The 16,168-nt window shown below is 71.8% G+C and carries 12 protein-coding genes; 3 read left to right on the top strand and 9 right to left on the bottom strand.

What is annotated here, in order from left to right; all coding sequences use genetic code 11:
• Positions 1-68 precede the first annotated feature (68 nt).
• On the bottom strand, positions 69-485 hold the full coding sequence (locus RSP45_RS04605; protein ID WP_415393389.1) for a SufE family protein: 417 nt from the start codon (positions 483-485) through the stop codon (positions 69-71).
• Between the two features lie 156 nt (positions 486-641).
• Between RSP45_RS04605 and RSP45_RS04600 the strand changes: the two genes are divergently transcribed.
• Positions 642-1,145 (top strand): hypothetical protein, encoded by a 504-nt coding sequence (locus RSP45_RS04600; protein WP_303731578.1) that lies wholly within the window; start codon positions 642-644, stop codon positions 1,143-1,145.
• A gap of 17 nt (positions 1,146-1,162) precedes the next feature.
• On the opposite strand, the gene RSP45_RS04595 is transcribed toward RSP45_RS04600, so the two are convergent.
• The 4 genes from RSP45_RS04595 to RSP45_RS04580 all read right to left on the bottom strand — a co-directional run bounded on the left by RSP45_RS04595 (position 1,163) and on the right by RSP45_RS04580 (position 4,738).
• A complete protein-coding gene (locus RSP45_RS04595; protein WP_415393388.1) occupies positions 1,163-1,777 on the bottom strand; it encodes a GNAT family N-acetyltransferase in 615 nt (204 codons plus the stop codon).
• 110 nt (positions 1,778-1,887) lie between these two features.
• Entirely contained in the window at positions 1,888-2,157 is a 270-nt protein-coding gene (rpmA, locus tag RSP45_RS04590; RefSeq protein ID WP_073062648.1) for a 50S ribosomal protein L27, read from the bottom strand.
• Between the two features lie 12 nt (positions 2,158-2,169).
• Complete coding sequence (gene rplU, locus RSP45_RS04585; RefSeq protein WP_073062645.1) at positions 2,170-2,559, bottom strand: 50S ribosomal protein L21; 390 nt, start codon at positions 2,557-2,559, stop codon at positions 2,170-2,172.
• Positions 2,560-2,923: 364 nt separating this feature from the next.
• Positions 2,924-4,738: an ABC-F family ATP-binding cassette domain-containing protein gene (locus RSP45_RS04580; RefSeq protein WP_415393387.1), complete on the bottom strand. Its 1,815-nt coding sequence runs from the start codon at positions 4,736-4,738 to the stop codon at positions 2,924-2,926.
• Positions 4,739-4,892: 154 nt separating this feature from the next.
• Here RSP45_RS04580 and ligA point away from each other — a divergent pair, with 154 nt between their 5' ends.
• Both ligA and recG read left to right on the top strand, forming a co-directional pair.
• Complete coding sequence (ligA, locus tag RSP45_RS04575) at positions 4,893-7,091, top strand: NAD-dependent DNA ligase LigA (RefSeq protein WP_415393996.1); 2,199 nt, start codon at positions 4,893-4,895, stop codon at positions 7,089-7,091.
• A 408-nt stretch (positions 7,092-7,499) separates the two neighbouring features.
• Positions 7,500-9,554, top strand: a complete 2,055-nt coding sequence (gene recG / locus RSP45_RS04570; RefSeq protein WP_415393995.1) for an ATP-dependent DNA helicase RecG — start codon at positions 7,500-7,502, stop codon at positions 9,552-9,554.
• A gap of 204 nt (positions 9,555-9,758) precedes the next feature.
• Here the strand turns inward: recG and trpE are convergent, their stop codons facing one another.
• The 4 genes from trpE to RSP45_RS04550 form a co-directional block, all read right to left on the bottom strand.
• The gene (gene trpE, locus RSP45_RS04565) at positions 9,759-11,264 is read right to left on the bottom strand and encodes an anthranilate synthase component I (protein ID WP_415393386.1); all 1,506 of its coding nucleotides are present in this window, start codon (positions 11,262-11,264) and stop codon (positions 9,759-9,761) included.
• Entirely contained in the window at positions 11,264-13,159 is a 1,896-nt protein-coding gene (locus tag RSP45_RS04560) for a SurA N-terminal domain-containing protein (protein ID WP_415393385.1), read from the bottom strand. The genes trpE and RSP45_RS04560 overlap by 1 nt, the downstream gene beginning before the upstream one ends.
• 79 nt (positions 13,160-13,238) lie before the next feature.
• The gene (locus RSP45_RS04555; protein WP_415393994.1) at positions 13,239-14,429 is read right to left on the bottom strand and encodes an aminotransferase; all 1,191 of its coding nucleotides are present in this window, start codon (positions 14,427-14,429) and stop codon (positions 13,239-13,241) included.
• Complete coding sequence (locus tag RSP45_RS04550; protein ID WP_415393384.1) at positions 14,426-15,835, bottom strand: hypothetical protein; 1,410 nt, start codon at positions 15,833-15,835, stop codon at positions 14,426-14,428. The genes RSP45_RS04555 and RSP45_RS04550 overlap by 4 nt, the downstream gene beginning before the upstream one ends.
• Positions 15,836-16,168 lie beyond the last annotated feature (333 nt).

Here is a 16,168-nt window from a genome sequence, read left to right as displayed (position 1 = left end):
GGGACTTCTTTCTGGCCCAAATACCCATGCGACCGCGCCGCGGGACCGCCCGCGACGCCCCGCCGCGCTCAGCCCACAGCGGCCGCTGAGGCCTGTTCGCGGATCCGCTGCACCATCGCCCGCAGCCCGTTCGAGCGCTGCGAGGACAGATGCGCGTCCAGCCCCAGCCGGGCCAGTTCGGCCGGCGCGTCCACCTCGGCCACCTGCTCGACCGGCAGCCCGGAATAGAGCGCATGCAGCACCGCGATCAGCCCGCGCACGATCAGCGCATCGCTGTCGCCCTGGAAATCGAAGCGCCCGTCCTCGATCCGGGGCAGGATCCAGACCTGGCTGGCGCAGCCCTCGACCTTGGTGGCCGGGACCTGCAGCGCCGGGTCCATCGGCGGCATCGCCCGGCCCAGCTCGATCACGTGGCGGTAGCGCTCTTCCCAGTCGTCCAGAAAGGCGAAAGTGTCGGCGATGTCTTCAAAGGCGGGCGTGGCCATGCTGGTCCTCGCGTCTGGTCAGGGGGTCTCGATACCGCGTCTGGCCGACAAGGTCAAAGCTGCTGTCCCTTCGCCGCAACGGCGCCACGCCACCCCTTCCGGGCGCGGGGGCGATGTCCTATCAAGACGCAGACGCAGCTTGGGGAAGGGCAAACGATGAACCGCGTATTTTGGCCGCTTGCCGCCTGTCTGATGCTTGCCGGCTGCGGCGGCGACAGCAGCCTCAACCCTCTGCGCTGGTTCGGGGGTGGCAAGGCCGCGCCGCGCGCGACCGACTCGCTGGCGCCCAAGGGCGGGTATGAGGGGACAGAGGCCAACCGCCTGCCCGTCGCCCAGGTGCTGACCGCGCGCTGGGAGCCGACGGTCGAGGGGCGGCTGCTGGTCGTCACCGCGCTGGCCCCGACCAAGGGCTGGTGGGATGTCGAGCTGGTGACCGCGACGCCCATGCCCGAAGGCCGGGTGCGCCCCGATGCCGACGGGGTGCTGCGGCTGCAGCTGGTCGGTGCCCCGCCTGCGCCCGGCAGTGCCGCGGCCGCGATGCCGGCGCAGCAAGGCGCCGATACGCTGACCGTTGCCTTCCCGATCAGCCGCGCGGCGCTGGACCGGATCGATTCGGTGCTGGTGCAGGCCGGGCAGAATGCGGTGACGCTGCGCCGCTAGGGCGCAGCCTAAGGGCCTCAGCCCATCCGCCGCAGATAGGTCCAGGTCGGCACCCGCGCATCGCGCGCCACCGACCAGCTTTCCGCATCGCCCAGATAGGAAAACCCGGCGTTGGTCAGCACCTTGGCCGAGCCGGGGTTGTCCTGGAACGCCTCGGCGAACAGCGTGCGCGAGCCGTGCGGGTTGGCCGCGACCAGCGCCTGCACCGCCTCGGTGGCAAAGCCGGTGTTCCAGAACCCCGAGCCGATCCAGAACCCCAGTTCGGATTGTTCCGGCTCGATCCGGGTCAGCGACACCACGCCCAGCAGCTCGCCCAGGCCCGATTCGCTGGCGTCGATCGCCCAGACATCCTCGTTGCGGTCGGGCGACATGGCGCGGGCGACATATTGCCGGGCGGCGCCGGGAGGCAGCGGGTGGGGGATGGCGCGGGTGCCCTCGGCCACCCGGCGGTCGGCGGTGTAAAGCCGGATCAGCCCGGCATCCGATTCACGCAGCGGCCGCAGCAGGAACCGGCCTGCGGGGATGGTCTGCTGGGCGTCGGGCGCAGAGCCCTCTGTCGGGCGGGGCTCGGTGGTCCGGTCGAAAACCTGCACGTCCGGCGCGGATTTCGTCACGAGTCTGGTCTGGTTCATCCTGCTCCCCATCGGCGGCCCGTCCTCCTCCTCAAGGCAGGGCGACCCTGAAACGACAACGGGGACCGGCAGCGCGCCGATCCCCGTTGCAATGATCTGCTGCGATCGGCTTACTCGGCCGCGGTGGCCGCGGGCTGGATCGAGATATAGGTTCGGCCCTTCAGTCCCTTGCGGAACGCAACGGTGCCTTCGGTCAGGGCGAACAGCGTGTGGTCGCGGCCCATGCCGACGTTCTCGCCCGGCCACCAGGTGGTGCCGCGCTGACGCACGATGATGTTGCCGGGAACGGCCGACTGGCCGCCGAACAGCTTGACGCCCAGGCGGCGCCCCGCGGAATCGCGGCCGTTACGGGACGAGCCGCCTGCTTTCTTGTGTGCCATGGATCAGTCTCCTCAGCGGCTGGTGGCGGCTTCGGCCGCATAGGCGCGACGGGCCGCACGGGCGCCGGTCGCGGCCTTGATGTCGGACTTGTCGGCGCCGGTTTCAAGGATGTCGGTCACGCGCAGCAGCGTCAGCTGCTGGCGATGGCCGCGGGTGCGCTTGGACGAGTGCTTGCGGCGGCGCTTGACGAAGGTGATGACCTTGTCGGCCTTGATGTTGTCGATGACCTCGGCCACGACGCCCGCGCCCTCGACCAGGGGCGCGCCGACGGTGGCGCCGACCATCAGGATTTCATTGAACTGGACCTTGTCGCCGGCGGCGGCGTCCAGTTTCTCGACGCGCAGCACGTCGCCGGGCTGGACCCGGTACTGCTTGCCGCCGGTCTTGAGGACTGCGAACATCTGTCGTCTTTCTCTTCTGCCGCGCCCTGTGGCCCCGGTTTCCCGGCGTTCGGCGGGCTTTCGCCCCTGCCTCGGACAGCGCATCCTTCGGGGGATGGTGTTGAAATCATCTGTGCCGGCAGCGGGTAGAACCCGGCCGGTGCGCGGGTATATGGCGGATCGCCCGTCCCAAGTCAACGCGCAACAGCGCCGCAGGCTGCGTCTTCATCACGGAAATATCCCACGGGCTTCCGAGCGCCCGGAAATAGGAGGCGGATCAGAAAACAGCCCCCAAGGCTGTTTTCCCGCCGGATGGTCCGGTGGACCGTTTTCAGCGAGGGAGGCCACGGCAGTGGCCGGGGCGCGAAGCCCCGGTCGCGACGATTCAGCCCTCATCCCGCCCGGCCAGCTCCAGCCATTCCTCTTCGGCCGCGGCCAGTGCCGCCTGCCGCTCGGCCAGCCCCTCGCTGGCCTTGGCGAACTTGGCGGGGGCGGTCTGGAACAGGTCGGGCTGCGACAGGAACTCGGACAGCTTCGCGATCTCGGCCTCCAGCCGTTCCATGATCGCGGGCAGGGCCTCCAGCCGGTGCTTTTCCGTGAAGCTCAGCCCCGGGGGGCGCGCTGCCGCCGTGGCCCGGGCAGGGGCAGGGGCTGGGACAGGGGACATCGCAACCGCAACAGCAGGCGCGTCCTCGCCCCGCTGCGCGCGATAATCGTTCCAGCCGCCGGCGTAGATGATGGCGCGGCCGTCGCCCTCCATCGCCACGGTGGTGGTGGCCACGCGGTCGATGAAGTCGCGGTCGTGGCTGACCAGCAGCACGGTGCCGTCGTAATCGCCCAGAATATCCTGCAACAGGTCCAGCGTCTCGATGTCCAGATCATTGGTCGGCTCGTCCAGAACCAGCAGGTTCGAGGGTTTCGCCATGATCCTTGCCAGCAGCAGCCGCGCCTTTTCCCCGCCCGAGAGGCTGCCGACCGGGGCGCGGGCCTGCGTCTCGTCGAACAGGAAATCCTTGAGATAGCCGACCACATGCCTGGGCTGGCCGCGCACCATCACCTGATCGGCGCGCCCCGACACCCGCATGTCGGGATCGCCCGCCAGCGCATCCCACAGCGTGACGCTATCGTCGATGGCGGCGCGGGCCTGGTCGAAGACGGCAATTTCCAGATTGGTGCCGTGGGTGACGCTGCCGGTGTCGGGGGCGATCTCGCCGGTCAGCATCTTGATCAGCGTGGTCTTGCCGGCGCCGTTGGGGCCGACAAAGGCCACCCGGTCGCCGCGCAGCACCCGCAGGTCGAAGGGGCGCAGGATCACCCGCTCGCCGAAGCTTTTCGAGATGCCGCGCGCCTCGATCACCCGCTTGCCGGTCTGTGGGCCGGCGTCCAGCGCCATCGCCGCCGTCCCCTGCCGGCGGATCTGCGCCGCGCGTTCCTCGCGCATCGCCTGCAGGGCGCGCACCCTGCCCATGTTGCGCTTGCGGCGCGCGCTGATGCCTTCGACCGCCCAGCGGGCCTCGGCCTTGATCTTGCGGTCGAGCTTGTGGCGGGCCTCGTCCTCGGCGGTCCAGACCGTCTCGCGCCATTCCTCGAAGGCGTCGAAGCCGCGGTCCTGCCGGCGCACCTCGCCGCGGTCGATCCACAGCGTCGCGCGGGTCAGGCGGCGCAGGAACGCGCGGTCGTGGGAAATCAGCACGAAGGCGGCGCGGGTGTCGGACAGCTGCTCTTCCAGCCAGCCGATCGCCTGAATGTCCAGGTGGTTGGTGGGTTCGTCCAGCAGCATCAGCTCGGGCGCCTCGGCCAGCAGCCGCGCCAACGCCGCACGCCGGCGTTCCCCGCCCGAGGCGGTGGCGACGGGGCGGTCGGGGTCGAACTTCAGCCCCTCGGCGGCCATGGCGACGCGGTATTCCTCGCCCGGATCCAGCCCGGCGGCGGCGAAATCGCCCAGCGTGGCAAAGCCGGAAAGGTCGGGGTCCTGCTCCATATACCCGACGCTGGTCCCGGCCGAGGCCACGACCTCGCCCCGGTCTGGCTCGACCAGCCCGGCCATCACCTTCATCAGCGTGGATTTGCCGGAACCGTTGCGCCCGACCAGCGCCACCCGGTCGCCCGGCTGGACGGACAGCGACAGCCCGTCGAACACGGGGTTGCCGCCGAAGGTCAGGGAAATACCGGAGAGTTGCAAAAGCGGAGCGCGCGCCATGCCCCGGCTGCTATCCGCGCGCCGCCACCGCGTCAACTGCCCCGCGCCGGGCGATGCTGGACAAGCGCGGGCGGGGCTGGCTAGACCGGGCGCAAAGGGCAGGGATGGGCACGTGACAGCAGGGCAGGACCGGGACGACACCACAGCGGCGGATATGGCTGGCCGCATCGCCACGCTGCGCGACCGCGTGGCCGAGGCCGATGTCGCCTATCACCGCGACGACGCGCCGGTGATGTCGGACGCCGATTACGACGCGCTCAAGCGCGAGCTGGCCGCGCTCGAGGCCGCGCACCCCGAACTGGCCGCCGCCGACAGCCCCACCCAGACCGTCGGCGCCGCCCCGTCCGAGCGTTTCGCCAAGGTCCGCCACGCCCAGCGGATGATGTCGCTGGAAAACGCCTTCACCCCCGAGGCGGTGGCGGATTTTGCTGCCCGGGTGCGCAGCTTCCTGGGGCTGGCCCCCGACGCGCCGCTTGCGATGACCGCCGAGCCCAAGATCGACGGGCTGTCGCTGTCGCTGCGCTATGAACAGGGGCGGCTGGTGCAGGCGGCGACCCGCGGCGACGGCACCACCGGCGAGAACGTCACCGCCAACGCCCGCACCATCGCCGACATTCCCGCGACCATCCCCGATGCGCCCGAGGTGCTGGAGGTGCGGGGCGAGGTCTACATGACCCACGAAGATTTCGCCGCGCTGAACGATTCGGGCGCGGACCGGGTGTTTGCCAACCCGCGCAACGCCGCCGCGGGCTCGCTGCGCCAGCTGGACCCGGGCGTCACGGCCCGCCGGCCGCTGCGGTTCTTTGCCTATGGCTGGGGGCAGATCAGCGCGCCGCTGGCGGACACCCAGTCCGGCGCCATCGCGCGGCTGGCGGCGATGGGGTTCCCGACCACCTCGCCGCAGCTTTGCACCTCGCTCGAGGGGCTGCTGACGGTGTGGACCGACCTGGAACAGCGCCGCGCCACGCTGGGCTTCGACATCGACGGGGTGGTCTACAAGGTCGACGACCTGTCCTTTCAGGACCGGCTGGGCTTCCGCTCGACCACGCCGCGCTGGGCCCTGGCGCACAAGTTTCCCGCCGAGATCGCCTGGACCCGACTGGAACGGATCGAGATCCAGGTCGGCCGCACCGGGGCGCTGTCGCCGGTGGCGCGGCTGGCGCCGGTCACCGTCGGCGGCGTCGTGGTGCAGAATGCCACCCTGCACAACGAGGATTACATCGCCGGCCACGATTCCCGCGGCCAGCCGATCCGCGAAGGCCGGGATATCCGCGAGGGCGACTGGGTGCAGGTCTATCGCGCCGGCGACGTGATCCCCAAGGTCGCCGACGTGGACCTGTCGCGCCGCACCAATCCTGCGCCCTACGTCTTTCCCACCACCTGCCCCGAATGCGGCAGCGAGGCGATCCGAGAGCCGGGCGATTCCGTGCGCCGCTGCTCGGGCGGGCTCGGCTGTCCCGCGCAGGCCATCGAGCGGCTGCGCCATTTCGTGTCCCGCGCCGCCTTCGACATCGAGGGGCTGGGCGCGAAACAGGTCGAGGCGTTCCATGCCGACCCGACGCTTTGGGTCCGCGAACCTGCCGACATCTTCACCCTTGCCGCCCGCGATGCCGCCTCGCTGGCGAGGCTGAAGAACCGCGACGGCTGGGGCGAGCGTTCGGCGGAAAACCTGTTCCGCTCGATCGAGGAACGCCGCTCTATCCCCTTGGCACGGCTGATCTTTGCGCTGGGCATCCGCCATGTGGGCGAGGTCGCGGCCGCCACGCTGGCCCGCCATTACGGCACGTGGGAGGCGCTGGTGGCCGCACTCGACGCCGCCGCCCCCGCCGCCGCCCGCCACCGCGCCGCCGATGAGGCCGCCGCCGCCGAGCGCGCCGCCGCCGCGGCCGAGGGCCGCCGCGCCGCCATCGCCGCCGCCCGCGCCGCCGTCTGGGACGCCGACCCGCCGCTGCCCGCGGGCGCCCGCGCCGCGTGGGAGGATCTGACCGGCATCGAGGGCATCGGCGCGGTTCTGGGCGAATCGATCACCGCCAGCTTCGCGCAACCGGCCGAGCGCGGGGTGATCGACCGGCTGCTGGCGCAGCTGACCGTGGAACCCGCGGCACCGCTGGCCGCCGCCGACAGCCCCATCGCCGGGCTGACCGTGGTGTTCACCGGCACGCTGGAACACATGACCCGCGCCGAGGCCAAGGCCCGTGCCGAGGCGCTGGGCGCCAAGGTCGCGGGCTCGGTTTCCGCCCGCACCGATCTGGTGGTGGCCGGGCCGGGCGCGGGGTCCAAGGCCGCAAAGGCAGAGGAACTGGGCGTCAAGGTGATCGACGAGGACGCATGGCTGGCGATTGCCCGGGCGTGACGGGGGCAGCGGGAAGGGGCCGGGCGTTGCAGGAGCGGCGACATGCGAAGGCAGCGGAACCGGAGCTGCGGGTGATCGACGAGGACGCTTGCCCGGCGATTGCCCGGGCGTGACGGGGCCGGGGGCGATGGGGCGAGATGTGGCAGGACCGGCGACAGGGCCGGAGGCAAGGGCCAGACCCGCAAAGGCTGCGGAACCGTTGCTGCGGGTGATGGACGAGGACGCCGGCTCGGCGATTGCCCGGGCGTGACGGGACCGGGGGCGAAGGGGTCGGACGTGGCAGGACCAGCGACAGGGGCGGGCGGACAGAAACCCGAAGCGGCGGACCCCGGGGCCACCGGGCTGCACGACCCTGCCGCTGTCGCCCCGCGTCCGCCGCCCAAGGGCCGCCCGCCGATCCTGTTCCCGCTGTTCGCCGGCGCCGACACCCTGCCCGGCGTCGGTCCCAAGGCTGCCGAGGCGTTGGAATCGCTGGCCATCACCCGCCCGCGCGACCTGCTGTTCCACCTGCCCGCCGCCGGCATCGCGCGCCGCCACGTCGCGAAGCTTTCCGACCTGCGCCCGCCGGAAATCGCCACCGTGACGGTGCGGGTGGTGCGCCATCACCCGCCCTCGGGGCGCGGGCGGCCGTGGCGGGTGCTGTGCAGCGACGACTCGGGCGAGCTGACGCTGGTGTTCTTCCATGCCCGCCAGCCATGGATCGAATCGCAGCTGCCGGTGGGCGCGACCCGCGTGGTCTCGGGCAAGGCCGAGCTGTTCGACGGGCTGGCGCAGATGGTCCACCCGGACCATATCCTGACCCCCTCGGACCCCCTCCCGCCGGGGTTCGAGCCGGTCTATCCGTTGGCCGGCAGCCTGACCCAGCGCACGATCTCTCGCGCCGTCGCCGCGGCCATCGAGCGCGCGCCGCCGCTGCCGGAATGGATCGAGCCCTCGTTGCTTGCGCAACGACTCTGGCCCGGCTGGCTTGATGCGATCAAGGCTGCCCATGAACCCGCAGGCATGGACCAGCTCTCCGCCCGCGCCCCCGCGCGCGAACGGCTGGCCTATGACGAGCTGCTGGCCCATCAGATGACGCTGGCGCTGGTGCGCCGCGACCGCCGCCGCAGCGCCGGGCGGGTGACGCAGGGCGACGGGCGGCTGCGCGAACGGATGCTGGCGGCGCTGCCCTGGCCGCCGACCGGGGCGCAGACCCGCGCGGTGGCGGAAATCACCGCCGACATGGCCAGCCCCCAGCGGATGAACCGGCTGCTGCAGGGCGACGTGGGCTCGGGCAAGACGCTGGTCGCGGCGCTGGCGCTGGCGGCGGCGGCCGAGGCGGGCGGGCAGGGGGTGCTGATGGCGCCCACCGAAATCCTCGCCCGCCAGCATCTTGCCGGGCTGCAGCCGCTGGCCGAAGCTGCGGGGCTGCGCATCGCCGTGCTGACCGGCCGCGACAAGGGCGAGGCGCGGGAACAGTTGCTGGCCGATCTGGCCGCGGGCCGAGTCGACCTGCTGATCGGCACCCATGCGGTGTTCCAGCCCGGGGTCGAGTTTGCCGACCTGCGGCTGGCGGTGATCGACGAACAGCATCGTTTCGGCGTGGCGCAGCGGCTGGAGCTGGCGCAGAAGGGGCTGCGCCCGGACATGCTGGTGATGACCGCGACCCCGATTCCGCGCAGCCTGGCCTTGGCGCAGTTCGGCGACATGGACCTGTCGGTGCTGGACGAAAAACCGCCCGGCCGCCAGCCGATCACCACCACCGCGCTGCCCGACAGCCGCATGGAACAGGTGGTGGCGCGGCTCGACGCGGCGCTGGCGCAGGGGGCGCGCGCCTATTGGGTCTGCCCGCTGGTCGAGGAAAGCGAATCCGTCGACCTCACCGCCGCCGAGGAGCGTTTCCGCCAGCTGCGCGCCCGTTTCGGTGATCGCGTGCGGCTGGTCCACGGCCAGATGCCGCCCGATGCCCGCGACGCCGCGATGGCGGATTTCGCCGCAGGCCGCGCGCAGCTGCTGGTCGCCACCACGGTGATCGAGGTCGGCGTCAACGTCCCCGAGGCGACGATCATGGTGATCGAGCGCGCCGAAAGCTTCGGCCTCGCGCAGCTGCACCAGCTGCGCGGCCGGGTCGGGCGCGGCACCGGCGCCTCGAGTTGCCTGCTGCTTTACCACGAACCGCTGTCCGACTCCGGCCGCCGCCGCCTGCAGATCCTGCGCGAGACCGAGGACGGGTTCCGCATCGCCGAGGAAGACCTGATGATGCGCGGCGCCGGCGACGTGATCGGCACCGCGCAATCCGGCCTGCCGCGGTTCCGCGTCGCCGACCTGGAACGCCAGTCCGAGCTGCTGGCGCTCGCCCGCCAGGACGCAAGGCTGCTGCTGGAACAGGACCCGGCGCTCGCCTCAAAGCGCGGCCTCGCGATCCGCAACCTGATGTGGCTGATGGAGCAGGACCGTGCCATCGCGCTGATGGCGGCGGGCTGACGCTGCTGGCAATCCGCACCGCCTGTGCCCCGCGCTCTATCATCTTGCCTGAAACATCCCGGGCTTCCGAGCGCCCGGAATAGAAGGCGGATCAGAGAACAGCCCCCAAGGCTGTTTTCCCGCCGGATGGTCCAGTGGACTGTTTTCGGCGAGGAAGGCCACGGCAGTGGCAGGGGGCAGCGCCCCCGCCTTGCCCGAACCGCCCTAGCCGCCGTTCCCGCGCAGGAACTGCGCCGCGCCCTCGGCGGCGCGCACCATGGCGCGGGATTTATGCACGCATTCCATGTATTCGCTGGCCGGGTCGCTGTCATAGACCACGCCGCCGCCGGCCTGCACGTAAAGCTTGCCGTCCTTGACCACGCCGGTGCGCAGCGCGATGCACATGTCCATCTCGCCGTTGGCCGCGAAATAGCCGATGGCGCCGCCGTAGATGCCGCGTTTCTCCGGCTCCAGCTCGTCGATGATTTCCATCGCGCGGACCTTGGGGGCGCCGCTGACGGTGCCGGCGGGCAGCCCGGCCAGCAGCGCCGACAGCGCGTCCTGATCCTCGCGCAGCTCGCCCACCACGTTCGAGACGATATGCATGACGTGGGAATAACGCTCGATGATGAACTCTTCGGTCGGGCGCACGGTGCCGGGCTTGGCCACCCGGCCGACGTCGTTGCGGCCGAGATCCAGCAGCATCAGATGCTCGGCCAGCTCCTTTTCGTCGGCCAGCAGGTCGGCCTCGTTCGCGCGGTCCTCGTCGGGGGTGGCGCCGCGGGGGCGGGTGCCGGCGATGGGGCGGATCGTCACCTCGCCGTCGCGCAGCCGCACCAGGATTTCCGGCGAGGCGCCGACGATCTGGAACCCGCCCATGTTGAGATAGAACATGAAGGGCGAGGGGTTCGTGCGCCGCAGCGAGCGATACAGCGCGAAGGGCGGCAGCGGAAACTCGATGGTCCAGCGCTGCGCCGGCACCACCTGGAAGATGTCGCCGGCGCGGATGTGGTCGCGGGCGGTTTCTACTGCGGCCATATAGGCGTCGCGGGTAAAATTGGACTGCGGCTCGCCGATGGTGCGGCCCTCGCCAAGCGCGCGCGGCTCGGCCGGCTGGCGGTCCAGCGCGCGCAGCGCCTCCATCACCCGCTCGGCCGCCTGCGCATAGGCGGCGCGAGCGGGCACCGCGGGGTCGTGCCAGGCGGGGGCGCACAGCAGCACCTCGCCCTTGACCCCGTCCAGCACCGCCACGACCGAGGGGCGCAGCAGCATCGCATCGGGGACCCCGATCGGGTCGGGGTTCACGTTCGGCAGATGCTCGACCAGCCGGATCATGTCGTAGCCCAGATAGCCGAACAGCCCGGCGCCGCTGGCGGGCACGCCCTCGGGCATCTCGATCCGGCTTTCGGCGATCAGCGCGCGCAAGCTGTCCAGCGGCGGGCGCGGGTCGTCCTCGAAAGCGTCGGAATAGCGGGCCTGGCGATTGATCCGGGCCTGGGTGCCGCGGCATTCCCAGATCAGGTCCGGCTTCATGCCGACGATGGAATAGCGGCCGCGGAGCTCGCCGCCGGTGACGCTTTCCAGCATGAAGGACAGGGGCGCTGCCTCGGCCAGCTTCAGCATCAGGCTGACCGGCGTGTCGAGGTCGGCGGCCAGCCTGATGGTCACCAGCTGGTTGCGGCCTTCGGCCCAGCCGCGCTCGAACGCCGGGAAATCGGGGGAAAGTTCCATCACTGGATCATCGCATTGGCAGCGTTCAGCGCGCTGTCGTTGAGGGTGACGCCGTGGCTGGCCTGCAGCGCCCGCACATAGGCCTCGAACAGGTCCGACTGCACCGATTCGGTCAGCCGGGCCGCGACGCCGGACAGCACCGGCTGCGATTCCGCCGCCGACAGATCGGCGGGGCGGATCGCGTCCAGCCGGATCAGGAACACCCGCCCCTCGGCCTCGACCGCGGCGGCATCGCCCACGGTTTCCAGCTGGAAGCCGCGGGTGACCACCTCGGCCGGGACGCCTTCGATGCCGTAGTTGCGTTCGACATCGGTGGCGGTCTGGAACCCGGCGGCGGGATCGGGCGCGGCCGCATCGGTTTCGGCAGCGGGGGCGGGCGCGTCGCCATTGGCCTCGGAATCCAGCAGCAGCTCGCGTTCCTCGGCGCGGATCTTCAGCTCGCGGCGGGTCTCGGCGGCGGTCCAGTCGGCCAGCACCAGCTCGCGCACCTGCTCGAACGGGATCAGCTCGGGCTCGATCAGCTCGTCCAGCCGCAGCGCGAACACCCCGCCGTCGTCCAGCTCGTGCAGCTGCAGGAACTCGCCCTCGGTCACCGCCGCGGCGCGTTCGCGGAACGCCTCATAGGCGGCGATGCCTTGCGAGGGGGTCTCGGCCGAGAACTCGATCTCGCCCAGCTCCATGTCGGTTTCCGCGGCCAGATCCTCCAGCGAGGCGCCCCCGGCCAGCAGGTCCTCAAGCGCATGGGCCTGTTCGTCGATCACCCGGCGGGCGCGGTCGGCCGCGGCCTCGCCGCGCAGCTCGGGCACGGCCTGCTCGAAGCTCACGTCCACGGGATCGAGGATGGCGTTCATGGAAAACAGCGCCGGGCCGAGATCGGTGGGCAGCGGCCCCACGACGCCGGGCTGGTCCAGCGCGAACACCGCCGCACCGGCGGCGCCCAGCTCGGATTCCGAACGCTCGCCCAGGTCGATGTCGGTCAGGGTCAGGCCGCGTTCGGCCGCGAGCTGTTCGAAGCTGACCTCGCCTGCGTCCAGCCGGGCCTTGGCAGCCTCGGCCTCGGCTTGCGAGGAATAGACCAGCCGCTCGACCATGCGGCGCTCGGGCTGCTGGAACTCGTCGATGCGGGACTGGTACAGCTCGCGCAGCGCGGCCTCGTCCAGCTGCACGGTGGATTCCAGCATGTCCGGGGTCAGCCAGGCATAGGTGATGCGGCGGCGTTCGGGGGCGGTGAACTGGGCGGCATTGGCCTGATGCCAAGCGACCAGGGTTTCCTCGGCCGGGGCGGCGATCGGCGCGGCCAGATCGTCGGCGGTCAGCTCGTCCCAGGAGAAATCCCGGCGTTCCAGGATCCAGCGGGCGGTGGTGTCGCGCAGCGTCTGGGGGGCGGTGACGCCCCCGACCACCGCGCCCTGCAACAGCAGCCGCGCGGCATCCATGCGCATGTCTTCCTCGAACCGCGCCGGGGTCAGCCCCTCGCGGCGCAGCACGTCCTGATAGACCGCCGCGTCGAACTGTCCGCCGGCGGTCTGGAAGGCGGGGGCGGAGGTGATGTCGCGCAGCACGGTCTCGTCGCCGACCGACAGGCCGATGCGGCGCGCCTCGGCCTCGAGCGCGGCGGCGGCGAACAGCCGTCCCTGCACCTGCTGGGGGATGCCGATGGCGCGGGCCTGGTCGGGGGTCAGCACCTGCCCGGTCTGCATCGCGAACCCCTGCATGTCCGAGCGCACGCCCCGCACATAGTCGCGGCTGTCGATCTCGGCGCTGCCGACCGCGCCGATCGCGCCCGAGCTGACGCCCGAGAAATTGGTGATGCCGAACCCGCCCAGCCCCAGAAGCAGCAGCCCCATCAGCAACCAGACCACCGTCGATTTGCCCTTGGTGCGCAAGCTGCTCATGGGTTCGTCCCTTTTTGCGGTTTCTGCCGGCTTCTTAGGCAAGGCCCCGCGGGCGGGCAAGGCAAAGAAGTTCGCAGCCCTACGGAATGGCGCGGCCCGCCAGCGCCCGCAGCCTGTCGGCCAGCGCCGCGATCCCGGCCGCGTCGACATTGGCAAAGGCGATGCGCAGGTGGCGGGCGCCGTCGGGGTCGCCCTCGGGCATGAACATGGTGCCCGGCAGCAGCAGCACGCCCGCCTCATGCACCAGCCGCTGCGCCAGCGTGGCGGAATCCTCGGCAAAGGGATGCTCGACCCAGGCGAAATACGCCCCGCAGCCCTTAAGCCGCCAGCCGTCGAGCCCCGCCACCGCCCGTTCCATGGCGGCGCGGCGGCGCAGGATCTCCTGCCGTTCCCCGGCCAGCCAGCCCTGCAGATTCTGCATCCCCCACAGCGCCCCGATCTGGCCCAGCTGGGCGGTGCAGATCGACAGCGTGTCCAGCAGTTTCTCGACCTGCACCTGCCGCGCGCCGCTGGCGACCAGCGCGCCGACGCGGTGGCCGGTCAGCCGATAGGCCTTGGAGAACGAATAAAGCTGGATCAGCACCTCGCCCCAGTCGGGGTCCGAAAACAGCCCGTGCGGTGCGGTGTCCCGCGAATCGAAGTCGCGATAGGTCTCGTCCACGATCAGCGCCAGCCCATGCGCCCGCGCAAGGTCGTAAAAGCCGCGCAGCACCTCGGCCGGGTATTCTGCCCCCGAGGGGTTGTTGGGCGTGACCAGCAGGATGGCGCGGGTGCGGGGCGTGATCAGCGCCGCTGCCGCCTGCGGGTCGGGCACCATCCGGGGGCCGCATTTCAGCGGCACCGCCTCGATCCCCTGCATGTCCAGCCACATCTTGTGGTTGAAATACCACGGCACCGGCACGATCACCTGATCGCCCCGCTGCGCGACCGAGGCGGCGGCGATGCAGAACGCCTGGTTGCAGCCGGGGGTGATCGCCACATTTTCGGCCCGCAGCGTGGCGCCGTAAGCGGTTGAGAACGCCGCGGCCACCGCCGTGCGCAGATCGGGGTTGCCCAGCACCGGACCATACAGATGCGCCTCGGCCCTTGTCAGCGAGGCCTCGGCAATGGCGCGGCGCAGCCCCTCGGGCGGGGGCTCGACCGGGGCGGCCTGGCTGACGTTGATCAGCGGCCGGTCGGCGGGAAAGCTGGCGCCTTCGAGCCAGCGCCGCGCCTCCATCACCGGGGGGCGGAAGGTGGCGGCAAGATCGGGGTTCAGCGGCAGCATCAGCGGGTTTCCTCGGGTAGCGGGGTGTGCGGGCCGGGGCCGGCCGCGCTGCCGAGCCCCGGCAACGACAGGTCGGGCAGCGACAGGTCGGGGGCAGGGCGGGGCGCGCGCGCCTGCGCAGAGGCGGCGGTCGGCGGGCGCGGACCTGCCGGGGTTACGGCGGGGGCGGTGTCGGCCGGGCTGTCGAGGCCGGTTCGTGCAGCCGCATCCGCGCCGGGGGCGCTGTCCCCGGTCGCGGTTTCAGCGGGAGGCTCTGCTGCGTCAGGAGCGGAGTCCGCTGCCGGGGAAGCCGAGGCGCCGGTCGGGACTTGCGCGGCCGGATCAGGGTCAGCGCTCGAGGCTCCCTCCGCCGCGGTGGAGGTTTCCCGCGGTTCGGCCGGATCCGCAGCCGGAGCGGCCCCCTCTGCCTCGGCGGCGCCAGAGTCGATCTCCGCGGTCTGGGGCAGGGCGGTTGCCGCTGCGTTCGGCGTGTCAGAGCCGGTTTCGGCCTGCGGCCCCGGGTCCTGGGCCGCTGTAAAAGCACCATCCGCAGCGGCAGGGCCGGTATCGTCTTGCTCGCCCTCTGCACCCGGGGCGGGCGCCTCCGGCTCGGCGGAGCCGGCTGCGAGTCCCGCAGCAGCGACGTCGGCTTCGGCAGCAGGAGGAGAATCGCCGCCAGAAATCCCGCCACCGTCGCCAGTGGCCATGCCATCCATGACCCTGCCGTCCGTGCCGGTTGCATCCTTCCGCGGCAAGGCCGCGCCGGGGGGCGCGGGAGAAGTCGCGGCCGGGGAGGCCGGGGTTTCCGCTGCATGCCCCGGCGTCGCGGCCTCCGGTTCCACGGCGCCCTCGGCCGTCTCCTCGTCCGCGGCATTGCGGCCCGGTTGCGGGTCGGGATCGGGCGCGGGCAGGCGTCCGGGCGTCAGCGCCGGAGTGCCGGGCTGCGGTTGCGGCGCGGGTTCCGGTTCGGGGTCCGCGGTTTCGGCCAGCACCGCCGGGACTTGTGGCGCGGCGGCCTCGGCCGGGCGTTCGGCCGGGGTGGCGGGGGCGGGCTGGGGTTCGATCCCGTCGCTGTCGCCGTCGTTGCGGCGGGGCGGGGGCGCTTGCTGCGGCGCCAGCGCGGCGGCGGGCGCCACGGGGGGCAGGTCGGCGCCGCGCAGGAACTCCGACCCCACCGGATCGCGCAGCTCTGCCAGCGGCGGGCGCCGGAGCGGAGAGGCGGGGCCCGCATCAGCCGAGACCGCACCCGCTGCGCCCTCTGCGCCCGGGTCGGTTACGACGTCCGCCTGCGCCTCTGCTGGTGTCGCCGCCGCCATATCCATGGCGGTGTCCGTATCGGACACGGCTTCCGCGGCTGTATCCGACGCGGCGTCCGCCGGTGCCGCTCCTGTCGCTTCCGTGGCCGAAGCCGGTGCGGCCTCCGCGGTCACCGTATCCGCTGCGCCCGGCACAGGCGCCGTCGCCACGGATTCCTCGACCAGCCCCGCGGGCAGGGCGTCGGTTGCGTCCGGGGCGGGTAGCGCCTCGGTCGGCGACTCGGCGGGCAGCTCGATCGCGGCGGGCCGGGCGGGGGCCGCCGGGGAAGATGCCCCGGCTGCGGGCTCTGCCTCTCGGGGCGCGGGGCGGGGAAAACCCAGCGACAGCGCGGCCAGAGTCGCCCCGCACAGCAGCGTGCCGTGAACCAGTCCGGTCCAGAAACCCGCCATCCGCCTGTCCCCTGCACGTTGCCCCTGCCGCTCGACGCGCGCCCCGGCGGCGGAAAA

The organism is Paracoccus sp. SJTW-4 (genome assembly GCF_047716885.1).
Classification (GTDB): Bacteria; Pseudomonadota; Alphaproteobacteria; order Rhodobacterales; family Rhodobacteraceae; genus Paracoccus; species Paracoccus solventivorans.
The sequence above is the reverse complement of the archived record's forward strand: the minus strand, read 5'-3'. Positions and strand labels throughout refer to the sequence as shown.